Raw genomic sequence first — 20,281 nt, forward strand, 5'->3', positions numbered from 1 at the left:
CGACATGATGACGCGAAACGCGGCCTCTTAGTAGCGGACGTTCAGGGTCAGGATGGCCTGACGCCCCGGGGCGACGTCGGCGTGGTGCACGCCGTTGGTGCGGATGATGTATTCCTCATCCCCGGCGTTCTGGACGTTCAGCTGCAGCGAGGCGCGCTCGTTGATGTCGTAGGAGGCGAACAGGTCGAACCGGGTGTATTCCGGCGCATAGACGCGATTGCCGCCGCCGCCGGCCCCGCCCTGATTGCCGCCCCAGGATTTCGACACATAGTAGACGCCGCCGCCCAGGCTCAGTTTCGGCAGGAGGCGATAGGTGGTGAACAGGCTGGCGCTGTGCTCGGGCGTATTGGCCAGGGCGTCGCCCAGATTGATGCTGTTATAGGCGCCGCGCACCAGTTCAGAGTCCATCCAGGTGTAGCCGCCGAACACCTGCCACTTGTCGGTGATGTTGCCCGACACGCCCAGTTCCAGACCCTTCACCCTGGCCTCGCCCGCCTGCTCATAGCGGTCCGGCGCCACCAGAATGGCTGCGTTCTTGCGGGTCAGGTGGAACAGGGCGCCGCTGAGCGCCAGGCGATCGCCGAACAGATTGGCCTTGGCGCCGATCTCGAAGCTCTCGGTTTCCTCAGGGTCGAGAACGGTGGCGACGAAGTTGGCGCTGCCGTTGGTCGTGCCCGTATTCTGATCCCCGGCCGAGATGGTCGGCGGCGTCGAGGCGGTCGAGAAGGAGGCGTAGATGCTGCTGTTCGCCGTCGGCTTGTAGACCAGGCCGACCTGATAGTTGACGAAGTCCCAGTCGCCGCGCGTGGGGGCATAGATCGGCGCCGTCACCGTGCCCGAGGCGTTCAGCCCCTCAACCGAATAGTCGTCCCAACGCAGACCCAGGTTCAGGATCAGCCGGTCGCTCAGGTGAATGGCGTCAAAGGCGTAGACGCCGATGGAATCGGTGTCGGCCCGGCTGACCAGACCGCGCGTCTTCGTGCCCGTCCACGGATCGTTCGGATTGGGGGCATAGACCTGGGTGCAGTCCAGCCCCGTCAGCGGCGCCGGGCAGGCCGTGCCGGTCAGGGTCGTGACCGTGTAGGAGGCGTTCTGGTTCTTCTCGCGCGACAGCTCGACGCCGACGTCGAAGTCGTGCTTGATCGAACCGGTCAGGAAGGCGCCGTGCAGGTCGGTGACGTTGGCCAGGGTCTCGGCCGGGTTCCAGCGCGACTTCAGGCCCCGCTTCATCCACCAGACGCCGTCGATCAACTGGGCGTTTCCACCGTCGCCGGGGTTGGTGACGACGTAATCATTCAGCGTCTGCGAGTAGCGGGTGACGTTGCGCAGGGCCAGAGTGTCGCTGAACCGGTGCTCGATCTCCAGCGTCAGGCTGTCGACCGTATTGTTCAGATAGTCGCGCGCCTTCAGGCCGTAGAAGCTGTCGTAGGGCACGTCCAGCACGCCCGAGGCGTCCGGACGCGGCGCGGTCGCCCCGCCCAGCTTGGTGTAGAGTGGGACGCCGTAGTCAGGCAGTTGATTGCTGTCGAGGTGGTAGTAGCTGGCGGTGATGGTGGTCGGCGTGCCCAGACCCACGGCGATCGCGGCGCCGACGCCCCACTTGTCGAAGTCGGCCCCATTGCGGCCCGGCACGTCGCCTTGCGAGGCCATGAGGTTCAGGCGCATGGCGGCGGTCGGCCCGACCTGCCAGTTGGCGTCCACCGTGCCGCGCAGATAATCGTCCGTACCGGCCCCGGCCGAGCCGTTGACGAAGTTGGCCAGGCGCGGCGCCTTGGATGACAGATTGATGCTGCCGCCGCCCGAGCCCCGGCCCGAGTAGACGGAATCGGCGCCCTTGATGACCTCGACCTGCTCCAGGTTGAAGACCTCGCGCTGCTGGCCGCCGGTGTCGCGCACCCCGTCGACGAAGATGTTGTTGCCCGAGGCCTGACCCCGGATGAAGGGCCGGTCGGCCAGAGGCTGGCCGCCCTCGCCCGCGCCGAAGGTGATGCCCGGCGAGGTGCGCAGGATGTCCTGCAGCGAGGTGGCCGCCGTCTGTTCGATGATCTGCTGCGGGATCACGGTCACGGCGCGCGGCGTGTCGACCAGGGGGGCGACGAACTGCGGGTCCTTCGGCTCGCGCTTCACGCGATGGCCGTTCACGTCCACCGTGCCCAGGTGGGTGGCGTCCTGGCTGATCACGCCATCGGCGGGCGCGGCTTCGTCGGCGGCCGCCGCCATCGCGGGCGCCGCGCACAGCATGCCAGCGGCGCTGGACGCGAACAGGAGCGCCTTGAGGGCGGCGGAGCGAGTGTCAAGGCGAGCGTCGGGGCGAGCGTCGGACATGGGGGAGGAACCGATCTATGATTGAGACCGGCTCGCATTAGCACCATTTCGGGGTGCGACAATCTGACTCCTGCGACTAAATCGCACTTGCGACTTCAATGTCACACGCAGGTCACGCCTGAGTCTTGGCCACCGCCTTGATCGAGACCGCAGGGTCGGCCAGAAGAACGTCGTCAACCGGCGCCCCTTTGCTGATCAGCAGGCGCCCGCCCATGAAGTCGGCCGGGGCGTTGACCGCCTCCACCGCCACGATGCGCTCTCCCGCCAGATGGAAGACCGAGAAGGCGCCGCTGGCCGGATCGCCGCGCACCAGTTGGCGGTCGGCGTCGAAGGGCACGCCCGCGATCTGCAGCTTGACGTCGTACTGGTCAGACCAGAACCAGGGGACCTCCGGCGCCGGGGCCGCTCGGCCGACGATGGCCGAGGCCGCCTGCTTGGCCTGTTCAAGGGCGTTGGGCACGCTCTCCAACCGGTGCATGACGCCGCCATGGACCGGGATCGGCCGCCGCGTCACGTCGCCGATGGCGTAGATGTGCGGGTCGCGGGTGCGGGCGGTCTCGTCCACCACCACGCCATTGTCGCACGCCAGTCCCGCCGTGCGCGCCAGGGCCTCGCAGGCGAAGGCGCCGACGCCGACCAGCACCGCATCCGCCGCGATCAGTTCGCCGTCCGCCAGACGCACGCCCGCATCCTCAAACCCCGCGACCTCGGCGCCGGTCAGAATCTCGACGCCGTGCTTTTTGTGCAGGTCGGTGAAGAAGGCCGACAGGGGCTGAGAGGCCACGCGCGCCAGCACCCGGTCCATACGCTCCATCACCACCGCCTCGGCGCCCAGGGCGCGGGCCGAGGCCGCCGCCTCGAGCCCGACATAGCCGCCGCCGACCACCACCAGCCGCTTGCCCGGAGCCAGAACCGCCTTCAGCCGCTCGGCGTCTTCGAGGGTGCGAAGCTCCAGCAGGTCGGGCCGGTCGGCGCCGGGAAGCGTCAGCTTCCGCGCCGTCGAGCCGGTGGCGAGGATCAGCGTGTCGTAAGCCTCGACCGTTCCGTCGGCGAAGGTCACGGTCTTGCCGCCCGCGTCGATGGCGGTCGCCGTGACGCCGATGCGCAGCGCGATATTCTGCTCAGCGTAGAAGCTCTCGGGGCGCAGCAACAGGTCTTCCAGACCCGCCTCCCCCTTCAGCCAGGCCTTGGACAGGGGCGGGCGCTGATAGGGCGGCGCCCTCTCCTGCCCCGCCAGGACGATCTCGCCCTCAAACCCATACTGCCTCAGCAGCGCCGCCGCCGAGCCCCCCGCGTGTCCCGCGCCGATGATCAGAACCTTGCTCATGGCGGACAGATAGAGCGGCGAGGCTCGACTAGCGAGTGGTCGTCAACTTTTTCCTCCCCATGGAATGGGGAGGGGGACCACGAAGTGGTGGAGGGGCTCTCTAACGCCCCGTCGCGTGGAACAGGATCACCGTCAGCCCCCCTCGAGATGATCCCGAACGTCCGTAGCCCGGATGCGCAGAACCTCAATCCCCTGCGCCTTCAACCATGCGGTTCCCCGCGCATCGTGAGCGATTTGATCAGGGTCGTCGTGCGTTGCGCCGTCTACCTCCACAGCGAGGCGCGCGACAGGGCAGTAGAAGTCGAGGATGTAGACGCCCACCGGATGCTGGCGGCGAAATTTTAGCCCCTCGAGACCACCGCAAGGACTTTGAACCAGATGACTCGAAATCCTCGCTGGCTTACGCAGTTCAGCGGCGGCCCGCTGGGGCTATGTGGTTAGACAAGAACAGGGCGTTGATCAGCAGACGCTCCGTGCCGAGCCAATATTTGCGGTGGGCCGGGTCGTCGGCGAAAAGGACGACATTGCCCGCGCCGACCGGGTTCACCTGAGCCCAGACCGAACCGGCCGATCGGGCGCGCAGGGCTTCGGGCAGGTAGCCGTTGACCTGCGGGTCGGTCTCGATCCGCACGACGTTGGCAAAGGGATCGGCCACGGGGGCCAGAACGACGTCCGTCTCCTTGTTCACGAACAGGTCGCGGCGCGACAGGCCGAAGGCCAGGGGATGGCTGATGTCGGCGTCGGCCGACAGGGCGTTGCCTGCCGTCCGTTGTTCGCCCTGGATTGCGCCGCGGTCGGCATAGTCGCGGCGCTCGACCTCAGCCTTTTTCTCATCTTCAGAGGCGGCCTGCGGGGCCAGGTCGTTGGCGGCGGCCCAGCGCGCGGCGTTGCCGAACACCACCAGGGACCCGCCCGCGCGCACCCAAGCCTTCAGGGCGTCGACTGTCGGCTGGCCGAGGTTGTCGTAGCGCCCGCCGGACAGGACGATGCTGTCATAGCTTCCCAGCGGCACGCGACCCAACTGAGACGGGTCCAGCCGCGTCGCCGGATAGTTCAGCCGCTCGCTGAGGGCGAACCAGGTCGAACCGATCTCGGTAGCGTTGACGCCCTCGCCCATGACCAGGGCGATGCGCGGCGCACGCACCACTTTCACATTGTCGCTGCCCAGATCGACGCCCGCGACGCTCTGACCGGTCGAGACGGCGTGAGCGACCACGCCTGCCTCGCGTGCGGCCGTGTCGACGGCGGCGCGCAGGGCGGCGGCGTCCAGCGATTGCCCCGCCGTGGTCACGACCAGGGAGCCGCGCCCGAAGGCGCTGTCGCCCGCCGCGGTCCGCGCGGTCAGCGGCTCGAATGCGGCGCGGACGCGCACGTCCTGACGCAACAGGGCCGCTAGAACGCGTGGGGCGTTCAGATCGCGCCAGTCGACGACATAGGCGTAGGCGTCCTGGGGCCCGCTGACGCCGCCGGTTGCGACGGGCGCTTCGGTCACGGCCGACCCGTGGGCGGGGACGCGGCGCAGGCCGTCGCTCTTCAGCCCATAGGCCAGGGCGACCGAATAGGAGGTGCTGCCGTAGACGCTGCCCCTGGTCGGGGGCGTCCGGTCGAAGATGGAGTGGACCAGGCGGAACTGCGGCTGGGCCGAGGGCACGACATAGGCGCTGCCCGGCTCATAGGCGCGGCCGTTCTGCGTCACCCGCTCGGTCAGCGGATGGACCTGGATGCGGTGGGCCAGCAGCAGGTCCAGCGTCTGGCGCGTCAGGCCCGGATCGGCCGCGTCGCCGAATACGAAGGCCTGGCTGGAATGGCGCCGCCCCTGTTCGACGGCCGAACGGAAGAAGTCGCGCTGGAAGGCCTGCAGCCCGGCGCGCTCGGCGACGGCGCCGCGGATGGTGGCGAGGCCGACATTGGTTTGGTTGCGGATGGTGAAGGGGAAGGTCAGCGGGCCGTTGGCCGTGTCCTGCACCAGCCCGCGCGAGCTGGCCTGTTCGACCGTCACCCCGACCCCGCCGTGGAAGTCGGGATAGGTCGAGCCGTAGACCGGCGAGAAGTTGTCGAAGACTTCGCGCGTGTAATAGAGCGAGCCGAGGCTATCCAGCGCCTGGGCATGATAGCGGGCCAGCGTCACGTTCCACTCATAGCTGGCGCGCGGCAGCAGCGGGCTTTCCATGCTGGCGGGCGAGGGCTCGAAATAATAGGTGCTGCCCGCGCCCATCTCGTGGAAGTCGATCTGGATGTTGGGGCGCCAGCGATGAAAGGCCTCCAGCTTGGCGCGCGTCTCTTTCTGCGTCACCGCCAGCCAGTCGCGGTTCAGGTCGGTGAAATAGTGGTTGGTCCGCCCGGCGGGCCAGGCCTCGACGTGCTCCTTGTCCAGCGGGTCCGAGACGGCGGGCTGGTTTTTCCAGGCGTTGTGCCAGTTGGCGGCGCGGTCGCGGCCGTCGGGGTTCTGGGCCGGGTCGATGACGACCACGGCCTTGTCCAGCCAGTCCAGCACCTCGGGCGAGCGCCCGGCGGCCAGATAATAGGCGGTCAGCAGGGCCGCCTCGCCGCTGGAGGTCTCATTGCCGTGGACGCTGTAGAACAGGCCGACGACGACCGGGGCGTCGGCGCCCGCCGCCGGGCCGCCGGGATCGCCCGCCGCGATATGGGCGCGCTGGATCTGGTCGATCCGACCCTGATTGGCGCCCGAGGTGATGACCACGGACAGCAGGGGCCGCTGTTCATAGCTGCGGCCGATCTCCTCGACCGTCACCCGGTCCGACAGGCGGGCCAGTTCGCGCAGATAGTCCACGATGCGGTCGTGGCGGGTGTAGTGCGAGCCGATCGGATAGCCGAGGAAGGCTTCCGGCGTCGGGATGGCGGGGTCGAAATCCCCCGCCGCCGCCTGAGGGAAGAAATAGGCGCTCTGGGCCAGGGCCGGGGCGGGCGCCGTCAGGGCGACGCCGCCCAGCAGGACCGCCGCCGCTGCGCCGCCGGTCAGGATGCGACGGAGGGATGAACGGGCGTGTTGAACGCTCATGGTGTCAGGTCTCGATGCGAAAAAGGGATCAGAAGCGGACGTCGAAGCCGACGCGGAAGTAGCGCCCGCGCAGATCGTACTGGCCGAAGTCGTATGGCGCGCGCACGCCGGGGAAGGAGGCGTCGTGCGGCGGCGCTTCGTCCAGCAGGTTCTCAACCTTGGCGTAGAGGGTCACGCGCTCCAGCCCGGACCACGCCGCATACAGATCGAACTGGTGATAGGCGTCCACGCGCGATTGTCCCCCGACTTCCGGCACCTGATCATAACCCGAGGTGTAGTACCAGGTCAGGTTGGCGTCGAAGACGTCGCGGTTCCAGGCCAGCCGCGTCGTCGCCTTGTGCGCCGGCAGGGTCGCGCCCCGGTTCGACCCCGCGTAGTCCAGCAGCGGCCCGCCCGCCGCGTTCGGCCGCTTGTATTCCAGCAGGTGCGTATAGGCGCTGGAGACGGTGAACGTCCCCCATCCCTCGGTGCGCCAGCGCTGGCTGAAGTCCACGTCGAAGCCCGACGTCTCCAGCGCTGTCAGGTTGCGGTAGCGATTATAGACCGCCTGCAGTTTGCCGCGTTCGTCGCGGACGACGTCGGCGGGGTCGTTGCTCTGGACGATGGCGGTGGTGTTGCCCGTGCCGATCAGGTTGTCGAGCTTGATCTGATACCAGTCGATGCTCAGCGCCGTATCGCGTGTCGGGGTGAAGACGACGCCCAGATTGTAGGAACGGGTCTTTTCCGGCTCCAGATCGGTGTTGCCGACGGTGAAGAAGGTCGGGCTCTGGCGCGAGTTGGGCAGGTCGGGATCATAGGGGTCGATGACCGAGCCGTAGGAGATCATGGTCGAGGCCGAGTTCTCCGACAGCGACGGCGCGCGGAACCCGCGTGAGGCCGAAGCCCGCAGCGCCAGCCACTCCAGCGGCTTCCACCGCACGCCCGCCTTGGGCGAGAAGGCGCTGCCGAAGTCGCTGTATTCGTCCGCCCGCGCGGCGACCTGGACGTCCAGATTGCTCAGGACGGGGATGTTGAACTCGGCATAGGCGGCCCAGACGTCACGCTCGCCGTCCACCGCGGCGATGGCGGGGCGGATCTGCAGCCCGGCGTCGATCTGCCACGGATTGCTTGAGACCAGGCTTTCATGGCGAAACTCGACCCCGGCGGCGTAGCCGATCTGACCGGCGGGCAGGTTGAACAGCTCGCCCGAAATCTTGAAGTCGGCCCCATAGAGGCGGGACTCCGCCGGACGCAGGGTCGACAGGCGGATGCCGTCCAGCACGGCCTGCGGCGTGGCGCCCGGATCGTGCAGGTTCAGCGTGCCGTCAGCCAGGGCGTCGGCCAGGTTCCAGCGATGAGCGAAGCCGCCCGACACCGTCTCGCGCTCGTCGCTGCCTGAGGCGAAGACGGCGGCTTCCCAGTCGAAGCGGTCATGACGACCGCGCACCCCGGCGAGGGCGCGATAGGACTTGGACTCATTGGTCTTCAGCGTCCGGCCCAGGTCGAAGAAGGTGTATTCGATCGGCGTGGCGACGCCGTAAGGATTGTAGGGATTATTGGCGGGCAGCAGGTTCGACACCGGCTCGGCCAGCCCGGTCTCGGCGTTCAGCGCGAACCGCCCGCCTTCCAGGGTGAAGAAGGGGCTGGAGCCGAACAAGGACGCCCCCTCGACGTAGGAATAGAGCACCTCGCCAAAGGCCTCGATCTGCGGCGTCAGGCGCTTGGTCCCGAACAGATAGGCCTGATAGCGGTCGGTCGAGGGGATCAGCGTCGTGTGCGGCGCCAGGTTGATGGCGCAGGTGTCGCCGGCCAGGCCGTCGATCGGGGCGCTGGCGGTCAGCACCATGCCTTCGGGGCACTGGCCCTGGGCATTGAGGAAGGGCACGGACTTACCGTCGACTAGGAAGCGCGCGCCCTTGGCCGACCAGCCGTTCCAGCGGCCGCCGGGCAGGTCGTCATAGATGCCCGACTTGGTCAGGTCGCGCTGGTCCTGATCCAGCCGATTGCGGGTATAGGCCTCCAGCGACAGCAGGATGTTGTAGCCGTCCGTCTCCAGGTCGCCATGCCCGGCGACCAGTTTGGCGGTGGAGGTCTCCAGCCCGCCCTGATCGGCGAGACCGTAGCTGGCGCCGAACTCCAGACCCTGGAAATTCTGGCGGGTGATGATGTTGGTCACGCCCGCCACGGCGTCCGAGCCGTAGACGGCCGAGGCGCCGTCCTTCAGCACCTCCAGCCGCTGGGTCGCCACCATCGGCAGGGCGTTCAGGTTGACGAAGGTGTCCGACAGGCCGCCGCCGGGGAAGCCGTAGTTGGCTACGCGGCGTCCGTTCAGCAGCACCAGGGTGTTTTTTTGCGACAGACCGCGCAGGCCGATGCCCGCCGCGCCGGACGACCAGCCGCTGTTCTGCGTCTCGTTCGAGCCGTTGCCGGTATTGGCCGAGATCGAGCGCAACAGGTCCGCCGTCGTCGACTTGCCCGAGCTTTCCAGCTCCTCGCGCCCGATCACCTGCACCGGGTTGAAGCCTTCCGTGTTGGCGCGGCGAATGTTGGACCCGGTCACCACGACATCCGCGACCGAATGAGCCGCCGCAACCTGGGCCTGATCTGTTAGATTTTCATCGCTTCGGGCTTGTGCGGCGCCGCACGCGCCTGCGGCCGAAAGAAAGGCGAGAACGGTCAGGGAAGGCCTGATCATGGGGATGTTGCACCGCAATAAGTGTCACAATTGGGTGCGCAATAAGGCATGGCTGAGCAGCGGCTCTAATGTAGAAATACTAAATCGACGTATAGAAAGCTTGGCGCAATGCAGGGTCATGAAAACGAATGACGTCCGAAGGCGAGGTCATTGCGCCCGGCGACATCGCCGTCGACCTGGCGGCTTTCCCACAGGCGGCGCCGGGCCTGTCCATCGGCTACAGCGGCGACTGGGGCGGCAAGGCAGCGCTGCTGGCCAGCGCCGACTGCAGGTACAGCGTGGCAGACGGGCTATTTCCAGAACAGGCCGCTGCGCTCGCGGCAGCGGCTGTCAGAGGCAATCGCGAGGAAGCGGACCGATGCGACCCGCCTTCGTCGGTTTGTGGGATCTGTTCCGCGTGCACGGAAGTTTTCGACTTATGTATGCTGCGGCGAACATGCTGGGTTTGACCGAGGCGTCGCCACCGAAACCGCTTCTGGGACCCGATGAAGGGCTGACGGTCAGTCTCAGAAAGGCTTTGCCGCCCTGAGACGCAGAGGGGCGCCCAGCGTCGGGTTTGGGCCATGAAGCCAAGGGCCTCCACTGGCGCTTCCGCGACATAGGAAGCCGGTCTCTGAGCTGAAGGTCAGCATTCTACAGCGTCGCACATCGTCCGGTGCTGGCGGGCGCAAGTCCTGTGCCTGCCCTTGCACTGACACAGCTTGACGTCTATCGATTGCAAATCATTCGCAATTGTGGCGGGTGTCGGTTTAGGCGTCGCCCTGGAGAAGGGCGCCGTACGCAAGGCGATCCAGGTGGGGCGAACCAGGCTTCAATACGCAGAGTTTGAAGAGCAGCGCCGCAACCTTATTCGCTATGCGAGTCGGATCACGGGCAACCGGGATCATGCGGAAGACGTGGTGCAGGAAGCCTATCTGCGCCTTGGCGAGATGGCCAGGAAGCAACATCTGGCGAGCCCGGGCGGCTATCTTTCGCGGATCGTCCGCAATCTGGCGATAGATCGGCTATGGCGGTCGCGCCGGGACAGCGAGGTTTTTGCTCCGGATGGTCAGGCCGCTCTGGACGAAATGGCCGCCGTCCAGCCCACGCCGGAACAGGTCGTTCTTTCGCGAAATGAATTGATGCGTCTGGAGGCCGCCCTTGCCGAGTTGCCCGAACGCGTCCGGATCGCGGTTGAAATGCACAGGTTCGGGGGAGCGAAGCTGCGGGAGATCGCCGTCGAACTGGGCGTGTCCGTTACGGTCGCGCATGAACTGGTCGTGACAGGCATCGCCCACTGCCGTTCGCGGCTGCGGTGACCCGTATTGATGCCTGGGCGGATTATCCGAAAAAAGCGACGGCTAGACAGTCAATACCAAGGGGCGCCCGTGAAGTCCGGGCGACAGGGACATCTGTTTGACGCGAGTCGGGGGAGGAGACTGGGATGACTGAAGCTTCTGACTCGGACCGGATGCGCGCCGACGCTGAAGCTCTGGACTGGATCATTGCCCTACGGGAGGCGCCGGAGGATCTGGAGACGCGGGCGCGTTTCGATCAATGGCGCGCCGCAGCCCCGGTCAGGGCCAGGGCTTGGGAAGAGAGCGCCCGGATCTATGCCGGGATAGGCGAGGCCAGCCCGCTCCATTCCGAGCACTGGGCGAGGTTAGGCGAAAGGCGCGAAGCCGCTCCGATCTCTTCGATCCCTGGCGCACGTAGACCCCGGCCGGCGTATGGAATGAGAGCCGAGGCGCGCCGAGCCCCAGGCAAGGGCCGGGCGCCTGTCGCGGCGGCCCTGTCTGCGGTCGCGGCGGCGCTCGTCGTCGTCCTCGCCGCGCCCGAAGCCGTTCTGCGTTGGCAGGCCGACGCGATCGCCGGGACCGGCGAACTGCGTACGATGACGCTGGCGGATGGAAGCCACATCAGCCTGTCGCCAGGCTCCGCTGTCAGCATCGACTATTCCTCGGCGGAGCGGCGGATAGGCCTGCTTCGAGGCCAGGCATGGTTCGATGTGCAGGATGACCCAAGGCCATTTCGGGTCACCGCACGCAATGTCGAGACGGCCGACATCGGAACGGCTTTCGAGGTCGGGCTGACCGACGGCGCCACCCGCGTCGCGGTCGGACACGGGATTGTCCGGGTCGCCGACGCAAGGACCGGCCGCACCATCTCGGAACGGCTCGTCGCCGGTCAGAATGTCTCAGTCGATCCAGCAGGGAGGGCCTTGCGCGGGACGGCGCCGCCCGAACTGATCGGGGCCTGGCGTGACGGACGGCTTGCGGTCCAGGATCGGTCAGTGAGCGAAGTCGTGGACGCGTTGCGTCCCTGGCATCGCGGCATAATTTTGGTGCGCCCCGGCGCGCTTGCCGGGCGGCGCGTCACGGGCATCTATGATTTGCAGGATACGGCCGGAGCCATGGGCGCCTTGACCAAGGCCCATGGCGGCCGCGTTACCCAGATCACGCCCTGGTTGCTGATTCTGTCGGACGGCTGAGTGGCCCCGAAAAGATTTTCTTCCGTCAACACCCTGTAAAATATGACAAATATGGCTGTCGTTCTGAGCGCGGCTCATTATTTGGCGAAAAAATCCTCGCTCCGCCTGTCGATATGAGGTGAGGGCATCTGCATTTGCATCGCGTTTGCAAATCTGTCGATCGCATCCCTCATTGAGTGATTTTGACGGAAGGACGATTGATGATGACCGATGGGGGCCAAGCCAGGCGGCGCGCGCTGTGGATGAGCGCATTGCTGGCGACGACGACGATCTCCGGCTTAGTCTGGACCGATCCTGTTGCGGCCCAAGCGCGCGATGAACAGCGCAGCTTCGATATTCCGGCCCAGTCGCTGTCCTCTGCGTTGGCGGTCTTCGGCCGTCAGGCGAACCTGCAGGTCAGCGTGCCTGCAACCCTGGCGAGCGGTCGTGCTTCTGCATCGGCGGCAGGCGTCATGACCCCCCGAGAGGCTCTTGGCCGTTTGCTGGTCGGCACCGGTCTGACCTATCGCATCAGCGGGAACGTCGTCACCCTTGAGCGCGCGCCACAGGCGCAGCCGGGCATAATCCAGCTGGGCGCGGTGCGGGTCGAGGGCGGAGGCGCCGACGCCGGATCTGGAGCCGGCAACGGGCGCGCTGCGGGCTGGGATGGAGCGGGCGATTCCGTCTATGTAACGCCGGGATCGGTCAGCGTGATCAACCGCGACCAGCTGGAAGCCTATCCGGCGCAGGCTCCGGCCGACATGCTGCGCGGGGCCACCGGCATTATTTCAGGCGAGGCGCGCAGCAGCGGCGGCCTGGACGTCAATATTCGCGGCATGCAGGGCCAGGGCCGGGTGCCGGTGACGGTTGATGGGGCGATCAACGGAACGACCGTCTATCGCGGCTATCAGGGGACCAGCAACCGCAGCTTCGTCGACCCGGATTTCATCAGCCATATCGCCATCGAAAAGGGCCCGTCGATGGGCAATGCGATCGCGGGCGGGATCGGCGGATCGGTTTCGATGAAGACCCTCGGCGTCGATGACATCGTGCCCGAGGGCGACGTCATGGGGATCCGGTTGATGGCGTCCCTGTCGGGCAACAACACGACGCCCAACTCGAACATGACGCGAAACATCCTTGAGCCGCTCAGCTTCTACGGCGATCCGCTTGCCGCGACGCGCGGCCGTGAAAGGCCCGGCTTCCTGCTGCCCGGCGGCGGTTCGGCCAGCCTGGTGTTGGCGCGCAAGAGCGACAGGGTGGACCTGCTTGCAGGCTATTCCTACCGCAACACCGGCAACTATTTTGCCGGCGCGAGCGGCAAATACGCGCCCAAGGCGACCGGGACGCCTTCGCCTTTCTGCGCGGCAGGCACGAACGAGACCGTGCTGCGCCAGCTTTGCGAACGCGCGGTGGCCTTCTACGACATGCACGGCTCGACGCCGTTCGTAGGCGGCGAAGAAGTCTACAACACCTCCAGCGAGACAGAGTCCGTGCTGCTGAAGGCGGTGATCCGTCCGGCTCCGGACCATGTGCTGGAACTGGGCTATGGCGGCTATCGCAGCACCTTCGGCGAAAACTATCCGGGGACGCTCGCCAGCACGACGGGGGCTGTTCCAGAACACGATCTTCTCCAAGACGGACCTGGATCGCTTCACAGCGAGGCACCGCTGGAACCCGGACAGCGACCTGATTGATCTGAAGCTGAACGGCTGGGTATCCAGGCTGAAGGAAAGCGCGCCTTCATTCTACAACTCCGATCCGGCGCGCCGTTATGTCGACAGCTGGGGCGCGGACATTGGCAATGCCTCCAGATTGACGACGCCCATCGGCCAGCTCTCTGCGGACTACGGCGTCTCCTACCTGCATGAGAAGGCGGGGCCTGACGGGGAATGGGCTGCCGGAACGGCCATTCCGCCGGGGCGCGAAGGCGTCCGCAGCGAGTACAGCCTGTTCGCGGATACGGCGCTGGATCCGACGTCATGGCTGCGCCTGACCGCAGGCGTGCGATATCAGAACTACACGCTGGAAGACCGCCAGTCCGGCACGGTCCACCACGGCGCCCGCCTGAAGCGCGACGAGGACGCCTTCAACTGGTCGCTCGGCGCGGTGGCGACGCCGTTGGACGGTCTGCAGTTGTTCGCCAACTACAAGCACGCCGCCCGTCTGCCCTCGCTGCTGGAGGCGACCACCAACTTCTTCATGGTGGCCAATCCCGACCTGCATAAGGAAACGGCAAGCAATTGGGAGATCGGCGCCAACTACATCCGCTATGATGTTCTGAAGCCTGACGACGAGCTGGGGCTGAAGCTGGTCTGGTTCGACAACGACATCGACAGCTATATTTCGCGTCGCTACATCCTGCAGCTCGGCTCGATGCAGATGTACAACATCGACCGGGCGCAGTTCCGGGGGCTGGAAGGCAATCTCAGCTACAAGTCGGGCGGCTTCAGCCTGGACGCCGGGGTCACCTATTACGACAGCATCCGCTTCTGTCGTCCGGGCGAAAGCTGCATCGCCAGTTCGCTGGCCTCGGACTACGCCACCAACTACATCCCGCCCAACTGGTCGGCCAATCTGTCGGTCAATCAGAAGTTCTTGAATGATCGGGCGACGATCGGCGCGCGCGTGACCTACATGGGCGAACGCTCCATCGGCGCCGAGAAGCCGACAACCGGCTATCTGCCGCTGATCACCGCTGTCGAATGGCATCCCTACACGCTGGTCGACCTGACCGGCAGCTTCAAGGTGGATGACGGCCTGTCGATCAACTGGAGCGTCGATAATCTGACGGACCGTTATTATACGGAGCCGATGAGTCTGGGCTTCATTCCGGCGCCCGGCCGCACATTCCGCATCGGCCTGTCCCAGACCTTCGGCTCGCGTGGCGGCCTGTCGATCAGCGACTGGTTCAGCGATGCAGGCGATGCCGAGACTGTCGACTGGACCGGCCCCTATGTCGGACTGGACTTCGGCTACGGCTCCGGCCGCACCCAGGGCAGCGTGACCGATACGGCCGGCAAGCCCGCTGATATCGACAACGGCAGCCGCGTTGACGAGAAGATCCGTAACTTCATCGGCGGCGTGCGCGCGGGCTATAACTACCAGTTGGCCAACAATATCGTCGTGGGTGTGGGTAGCGACATATCGACGGGCGATCTGGCGGCCTGGTCCGGGGTGGTTGTCTCATCCACTTCGGGCGAAAGCCCCAGCGTGGCGTCCCTTCGTGCGGCGGGCATCCTGGAATCGGACACCCGATACAAGTGGGATCGGCTGGTCACGCTGCACGGCAAGCTGGGCTACGCGTTCGGGCAGAACCTGGTCTACGGGACCGCAGGCGTGGGCTGGATGAACGAAACCCAGACTCGTCGCCAGTACCGCTCGACGCCGCCCACAAGCCGAACTGATTTCGGCATCAGCAGCTATTCGCCCGGCGGCCTGCCACTCGAACACTATTTCACCGAGCAGGACCGCCATGTCCGAACCGGCGCCGTGCTTGGCGTTGGGGCCGAGCGGGCCCTCAACGACCGCTGGTCGCTGCGCGCTGAATACAACTACGCCAACTTCGGGCGCGAGACGTTTGAATATGAGGATGCACGCGCTGGCGTGGGTCTGGCCTATTCGTTCGATGGCTTTGTCCGCGACCCTGTGACCGGAGAGCGCGTGCGCGTCTCCAAATCCGGCCCCGGCACCATCAACATCGTCGAGGGCCGCAAGGTCCGTTCGGACGCGGATCTGCACACGGTCCGCATCGGCCTCAGCTACCGCTTCTGACCCGCACCCCAGTAGGAGTTTAATCCATGACCGATACGATTGATCTGCCCCGGTCCAAGCGGCTGAAGGCCCTGACGCATGAGGTCCATGACCGGCTGGACAAGTCGATCATGGAGGCGTCGTCTTTCGACAGCCTTGAGGGGTATGGCCGGTTCGCCGGGGTGCAGTGGACGTTTCACCGCGACATCGACGCCCTCTATGACGACGCAGGCCTGGTTGCATTGTTGCCGGACCTGCCCGAGCGTCGGCGTCTGGCGCTGATCGCGGCCGACCTGGCGGATCTGGGACGGGACACGCCGCCGGTCGAGACGCCGCCGGTGTTCCAGCCCGGTCAGCCGGTGGACGCAGCCACGGCGCTGGGCTGGCTCTACGTGGCAGAAGGTTCGAACCTCGGCGCGGCGCTGCTGCGCAAGGAGGCCGCCAAGCTGGGGCTGTCCGACGACCACGGCGCCCGGCATCTGGCGCCGTTCGGCGATGGCCCCGCGGCTCACTGGCGCGCCTTCACCGCAGCGCTGGACGCCGCCAAACTGTCTGCGCAAGAGGAGGATCGCGCCGTCGCCGGCGCCAACGCCGCTTTCGCGCGCGTTCAGTCCCTGGCCAATGCCGCGCTTGGCTGAGGTCACGACCATGCCGGGGCGCTGGCGACCCCATGCGAGCAGGGTGGCTGGCTCTTGGCCTGATGTTTGTCGGGCTGGGCTTCATCGGAGCTTTCGTTCCGCTGATGCCGACGACCATCTTCCTGATCCTGGCCGCCGCCTGCTTTACGCGATCGTCGCCACGGCTGGAGGCCTGGCTTCTGAACCACCCTCGGTTCGGGCCGACCCTGCGCGCCTGGCGGGCCGAGGGCGCTGTGCCGCGCCGGGCCAAGATCGCCGCCTGTCTGGGTATGGCGGTGGGTTTTGGTCTGTTCTGGCTGGTGGTTCGACCTGGTCTCTGGCTGGGCCTGACGGTGGCGGTCGCTATGACGGTCTGCGCGGTCTTCGTGGCTTCACGCCCGTCGTCGGGAGGCCAGAATGGCGTTTGACCTGACGACTGCTGCGGCGCCCTGCGGCGCCGAGGTTCGAAGCGGCGCCCGATCTCGTCGCCGGCGGCGGTGGGGCGTGGGCGTTGCGGCCTCGGTCTTGCTGCACGTTACGCCTCTGGTCGTGGCGGGCGGGCTATGGGCTGCGCGTCCGCCCGTGGTCCTGCCGCCTGAGCAGGTGTTTGAGGTTGAGCTGGTGCGCTTCCAGGCGCCGCCGCGCCCGCTATCCGAGCGCCCGCCCGGTCCGATGCAGGCCGAGGCGGCTGCCCAGCAGTCTTCTCCCAAGCCTCGGATACAACCTCGCCTTCAGGTCGCCGCCGCAGTTGACGTCGAACCGCTGACGGCGCCCCAAACGACGCCTCGCATTGAGAGCGCGGCCCAGACCCAACCGTCAACAGAAGCCATGGCGCCGCCCAGCCGTGACGCTCCGCCCGCCGCCTCTGCATCCTCTGCCGCCCAGACATGGGAAGGCCGAATTCTGGCTCATCTGGAAAGTCGCAAACGCTATCCGGCCGAAGCGCGCGCACGGCGCCTTCAGGGGGTGGCCTATGTCAATTTCATCATGGACCGGCAGGGCAGGGTGCTTTCCTCCAAACTGGAACGCAGTTCGGGTCATCCCGCCCTGGATCGCGAAGCCCTGGCCCTGCTCCAGCGCGCCCAACCCCTGCCCGCGCCGCCCGCCGAGACGCCGGGCGAACGCATCACCCTGACCGTCCCTGTCGACTTCTTCACGCGAGGGCGATGATGGCTTGAAACGCAGAATGTGAGCTTTCGGCGATGAGGCCAATTACCGTTCCTGGCGCGTCGCTGACGTTAGCGGCTCCGCCAAGGATGGTTAGCGGACGTGGACGCTAATCGCAGGACTTTGCGTGAGCGCATAGGCTATCGGCTCCGCCAACGCCGCCCTTCGGATAGCCCCCGGCGAACCTTCGCGACGGCCGGCCCTGCCTGCGCAGCTTATCGCTTGTTTTGAGCAGGTTTCGACTGGTCTCGACAGGAAAGATAAAGGCCGCCCTTGACCGTTCCATTGTTACAGCATAATGGAACGCGCCATGAGCACCGACGCCGCCAGGACTGCATTGCTGGACGCCCTGCTCTCGCTGAAAACGCGGGAGGAGGCGGACGCGTTTCTGGCCGACCTGTGCACCCCGGCCGAGCTGCGCGCCATGGCCGAGCGGTGGCAGGTGGCGCGGATGCTGGACGCCGGGGACAGAACCTATCGCGAGATCGCCGCCGAGGCGCCCGCCAGCCCTACCACCGTGGTGCGCGTCGCGCGCTCCCTGAAGGACATGCCGCACCAGGGCTATCGGCTGGTGCTGGACAGACTGAAAGCCTGAGTTGACATCATGAGCACGGTTCAGGGGCGGCTGCGCATCGCCGTCCAGAAATCCGGCCGTCTGGCCGAACGCAGCCTCGATCTGGTCCGCGATGCGGGCCTGCGCGTGGTCAAAGGCAACAACGACCTGCTGTATCGGATCGAGAACTATCCGATCGACCTGCTGCGGGTGCGCGACGACGACATTCCGACCTTCGTGGCGGACGGGGTCTGCGATCTGGGCATCGTCGGCGAGAATGTGCTGGAGGAAGTGAAGAACGGCGGGCCGAACGCAGAGGTCGTCATGCCTCTGGGCTTCGGTCGATGCACGCTGAAGATCGCGACGCCGCCGGGGCTGGACTACGCCGGGCCGACGTCGCTGCAGGGCCTGCGGATCGCCACCTCCTATCCCAAGATCCTGCGGCGCTTTCTGGATGAGGCGGGGGTGGACGCCGACATCGTCACCATGCGCGGCGCGGTCGAGGTGGCGCCGCGGCTGAAGCTGGCCGCCGCCATCTGCGATCTGGTCTCGACCGGGGCCACGCTGGAGGCCAACGGCCTGAGCGCGCGCGAGACGGTGCTGGACAGTCAGGCGGTGCTGATCAAGGCGCCGACCGCGCCCGAAGCGGGTCTGCAGCACCTGCTGGACTCCATCGTCGAGCGGATGGCGGGCGTGGTGTCGTCGCAGGGGGCCAAATACGTGATGCTGAACGCGCCGCGCGCGGCGCTGGACCGGATCACCGCCCTGTTGCCCGGCGCAGGGTCGCCAACCGTCATGCCCCTGTCGGGCCGCGACGACGCCGTGGCCGTCCACGCCGTGTGTCAGGAGGCGGTCTTCTGGGAAACGCTGGAGAAACTGAAGGCCGAAGGGGCGTCGGCCATACTGGTCCTGCCCATCGAGAAGATGATGTGATGAAGCGTATCGACTGGAACCAACTGGACGCCGCCGGGCGCAAAGCCGCTTTGGCCCGCCCGCAGCGTCGCACCGAGGGCTTCGTCTCCAGCGTGGTGCGCGAAATCTTCGACGACGTGCAGGCGCGCGGCGGCGAGGCCGTGAGCGACTGGGCGACCCGTCTGGACGGCGCCCCGCCGCGCCGCATCGAAATCACCGAGGCCGCTGCGACCAAGGCGCGTCGCGACCTACCGCCCGCCGCCGCCCGCGCCCTGCGGGTCGCCGCCGACAATGTGCGCGTCTTCCATCAGGCGACCCGGCCCGAGGATACGCCCTTCATCGAGACGACGCCGGGCGTGAAGTCGAAGCTGGTCTGGCGGCCCATCAGCTCGGCGGGACTGTATGTTCCGGGCGGGACGGCGCCGTTGTTTTCATCGCTGCTGATGCTGGCCATACCGGCTGGCGTGGCCGGGGTCAGGCGGCGCGTCGCCGTCACCCCGCCGTCGAAGGACGGCTCGGTCCACCCCGCCATGATCGCCGCCGCCGCCGAGGCGGGGCTGGATGAGTTATGGCTGCTGGGCGGGGCGCAGGCCATCGCCGCCCTGACCTTCGGCGTCGAACTGGAAGGCGGCGTCATCGCCCCCGTCGACAAACTGTTCGGTCCCGGCAACGCCTATGTCGCCGAGGCCAAGCGTTACGCCGCCTCCCTACCCGCCGGCCCGGCGCAGGACCTTCCGGCGGGGCCGTCGGAACTGCTGGTCATCGCCGACCGCGACGCTGATTTCGAGATCGTCGCGGCGGATCTGTTGAGCCAGGCCGAACATGACGCGGACGCGCAGGTGATCCTTATCTCCGACAGCGGCACGGCCCTGAGCGAGATCATCGCCGAGGTCGAACGTCAGGTGGAGCGCCTGCCCCGCGCCGCCATCGCCCGCGCGTCTCTGGCCGAGGCCCGCGCCATCCGCGTGCGCGACATGGCCGAGGCGTGCGAGGTCGCAAACCTCTATGGCCCCGAACATCTGTCGATCCAGACGGAAGAGGCCGAGCGACTGGTCGAACAGATCGGCGCGGCGGGCGCCGTCTTCGTCGGGCGCTGGGCGGCGGAAACGCTGGGCGACTACGCCGCCGGGCCGAGCCATGTCCTGCCCACCGACGGCGCGGCGCGGACGATGGGAGGCGTCACCACCGCCAGCTTCATGACCACCATGTCGGTGCAGACCGTCAGCAAGCAGGGCGCCGCCGCCCTCGCCCCCGTCGCCGCCGCACTGGCCCGACTGGAAGGGCTGGAAGCCCACGCCAGAGCCGCTGATCTGAGGAGCGCGGGATGACACAGAACCTCTTCCTTCTCCCCTTGAGGGAGAAGGTGGCCTGCAGAGCAGGTCGGATGAGGGGTGTGCTGGCTTCGCCCTCGCCCGTCTCGCCTTTGGACACCGCCCCCTCATCCGTCTCGCTACGCGAGCCGCCTTCTCCCACGAGGGGAGAAGG

The 20,281-nt window shown here is 66.9% G+C and carries 16 protein-coding genes; 11 read left to right on the forward strand and 5 right to left on the reverse strand.

The window, feature by feature from the left end; translation table 11 throughout:
* Window positions 1-27: 27 nt before the first annotated feature.
* From H556_RS0106835 to H556_RS0106855, 5 genes are all read right to left on the reverse strand, one after another.
* On the reverse strand, window positions 28-2,325 hold the full coding sequence (locus H556_RS0106835) for a TonB-dependent receptor (RefSeq protein ID WP_024353732.1): 2,298 nt from the start codon (window positions 2,323-2,325) through the stop codon (window positions 28-30).
* Window positions 2,326-2,437: 112 nt separating this feature from the next.
* Window positions 2,438-3,652: an NAD(P)/FAD-dependent oxidoreductase gene (locus H556_RS0106840; protein ID WP_024353733.1), complete on the reverse strand. Its 1,215-nt coding sequence runs from the start codon at window positions 3,650-3,652 to the stop codon at window positions 2,438-2,440.
* Between the two features lie 132 nt (window positions 3,653-3,784).
* On the reverse strand, window positions 3,785-3,973 hold the full coding sequence (locus H556_RS0106845) for an endonuclease domain-containing protein (protein WP_051130217.1): 189 nt from the start codon (window positions 3,971-3,973) through the stop codon (window positions 3,785-3,787).
* Window positions 3,974-4,061: 88 nt separating this feature from the next.
* Entirely contained in the window at window positions 4,062-6,671 is a 2,610-nt protein-coding gene (locus H556_RS0106850) for a M14 family zinc carboxypeptidase (RefSeq protein ID WP_024353734.1), read from the reverse strand.
* Between the two features lie 28 nt (window positions 6,672-6,699).
* The gene (locus tag H556_RS0106855) at window positions 6,700-9,210 is read right to left on the reverse strand and encodes a TonB-dependent receptor (protein WP_245559430.1); all 2,511 of its coding nucleotides are present in this window, start codon (window positions 9,208-9,210) and stop codon (window positions 6,700-6,702) included.
* A 263-nt stretch (window positions 9,211-9,473) separates the two neighbouring features.
* Between H556_RS0106855 and H556_RS15600 the strand changes: the two genes are divergently transcribed.
* From H556_RS15600 to hisD, 11 genes are all read left to right on the forward strand, one after another.
* Window positions 9,474-9,794 carry a hypothetical protein gene (locus H556_RS15600; RefSeq protein WP_024353736.1) on the forward strand — a complete coding sequence of 107 codons (321 nt, stop codon included), beginning with the start codon at window positions 9,474-9,476 and terminating at the stop codon, window positions 9,792-9,794.
* Between the two features lie 252 nt (window positions 9,795-10,046).
* The gene (locus H556_RS15605) at window positions 10,047-10,643 is read left to right on the forward strand and encodes a sigma-70 family RNA polymerase sigma factor (RefSeq protein ID WP_211216099.1); all 597 of its coding nucleotides are present in this window, start codon (window positions 10,047-10,049) and stop codon (window positions 10,641-10,643) included.
* A gap of 152 nt (window positions 10,644-10,795) precedes the next feature.
* Window positions 10,796-11,815 carry a FecR family protein gene (locus H556_RS0106870; protein ID WP_029673292.1) on the forward strand — a complete coding sequence of 340 codons (1,020 nt, stop codon included), beginning with the start codon at window positions 10,796-10,798 and terminating at the stop codon, window positions 11,813-11,815.
* 242 nt (window positions 11,816-12,057) lie between these two features.
* Complete coding sequence (locus H556_RS16630) at window positions 12,058-13,491, forward strand: TonB-dependent receptor plug domain-containing protein (protein ID WP_245559431.1); 1,434 nt, start codon at window positions 12,058-12,060, stop codon at window positions 13,489-13,491.
* Window positions 13,439-15,568 (forward strand): TonB-dependent receptor domain-containing protein, encoded by a 2,130-nt coding sequence (locus H556_RS0106880; protein WP_245559443.1) that lies wholly within the window; start codon window positions 13,439-13,441, stop codon window positions 15,566-15,568. Before H556_RS16630 ends, H556_RS0106880 begins: the two co-directional genes overlap by 53 nt.
* Window positions 15,569-15,594: 26 nt before the next feature.
* Window positions 15,595-16,185 carry a biliverdin-producing heme oxygenase gene (locus H556_RS0106885; protein WP_024353741.1) on the forward strand — a complete coding sequence of 197 codons (591 nt, stop codon included), beginning with the start codon at window positions 15,595-15,597 and terminating at the stop codon, window positions 16,183-16,185.
* A gap of 32 nt (window positions 16,186-16,217) precedes the next feature.
* Complete coding sequence (locus H556_RS0106890) at window positions 16,218-16,592, forward strand: YbaN family protein (protein ID WP_024353742.1); 375 nt, start codon at window positions 16,218-16,220, stop codon at window positions 16,590-16,592.
* Window positions 16,582-17,334, forward strand: a complete 753-nt coding sequence (locus H556_RS0106895) for an energy transducer TonB family protein (protein ID WP_081650899.1) — start codon at window positions 16,582-16,584, stop codon at window positions 17,332-17,334. Before H556_RS0106890 ends, H556_RS0106895 begins: the two co-directional genes overlap by 11 nt.
* A 307-nt stretch (window positions 17,335-17,641) precedes the next feature.
* Entirely contained in the window at window positions 17,642-17,926 is a 285-nt protein-coding gene (locus H556_RS0106900; protein WP_035302824.1) for a YerC/YecD family TrpR-related protein, read from the forward strand.
* A 9-nt stretch (window positions 17,927-17,935) separates the two neighbouring features.
* Window positions 17,936-18,817: an ATP phosphoribosyltransferase gene (gene hisG, locus H556_RS0106905; protein WP_024353745.1), complete on the forward strand. Its 882-nt coding sequence runs from the start codon at window positions 17,936-17,938 to the stop codon at window positions 18,815-18,817.
* On the forward strand, window positions 18,817-20,124 hold the full coding sequence (hisD, locus tag H556_RS0106910; protein ID WP_024353746.1) for a histidinol dehydrogenase: 1,308 nt from the start codon (window positions 18,817-18,819) through the stop codon (window positions 20,122-20,124). The genes hisG and hisD overlap by 1 nt, the downstream gene beginning before the upstream one ends.
* Window positions 20,125-20,281: the final 157 nt, after the last annotated feature.

It is taken from the genome of Brevundimonas naejangsanensis DSM 23858 (genome assembly GCF_000421705.1).
In the GTDB taxonomy this organism is placed as follows: Bacteria; Pseudomonadota; Alphaproteobacteria; order Caulobacterales; family Caulobacteraceae; genus Brevundimonas; species Brevundimonas naejangsanensis.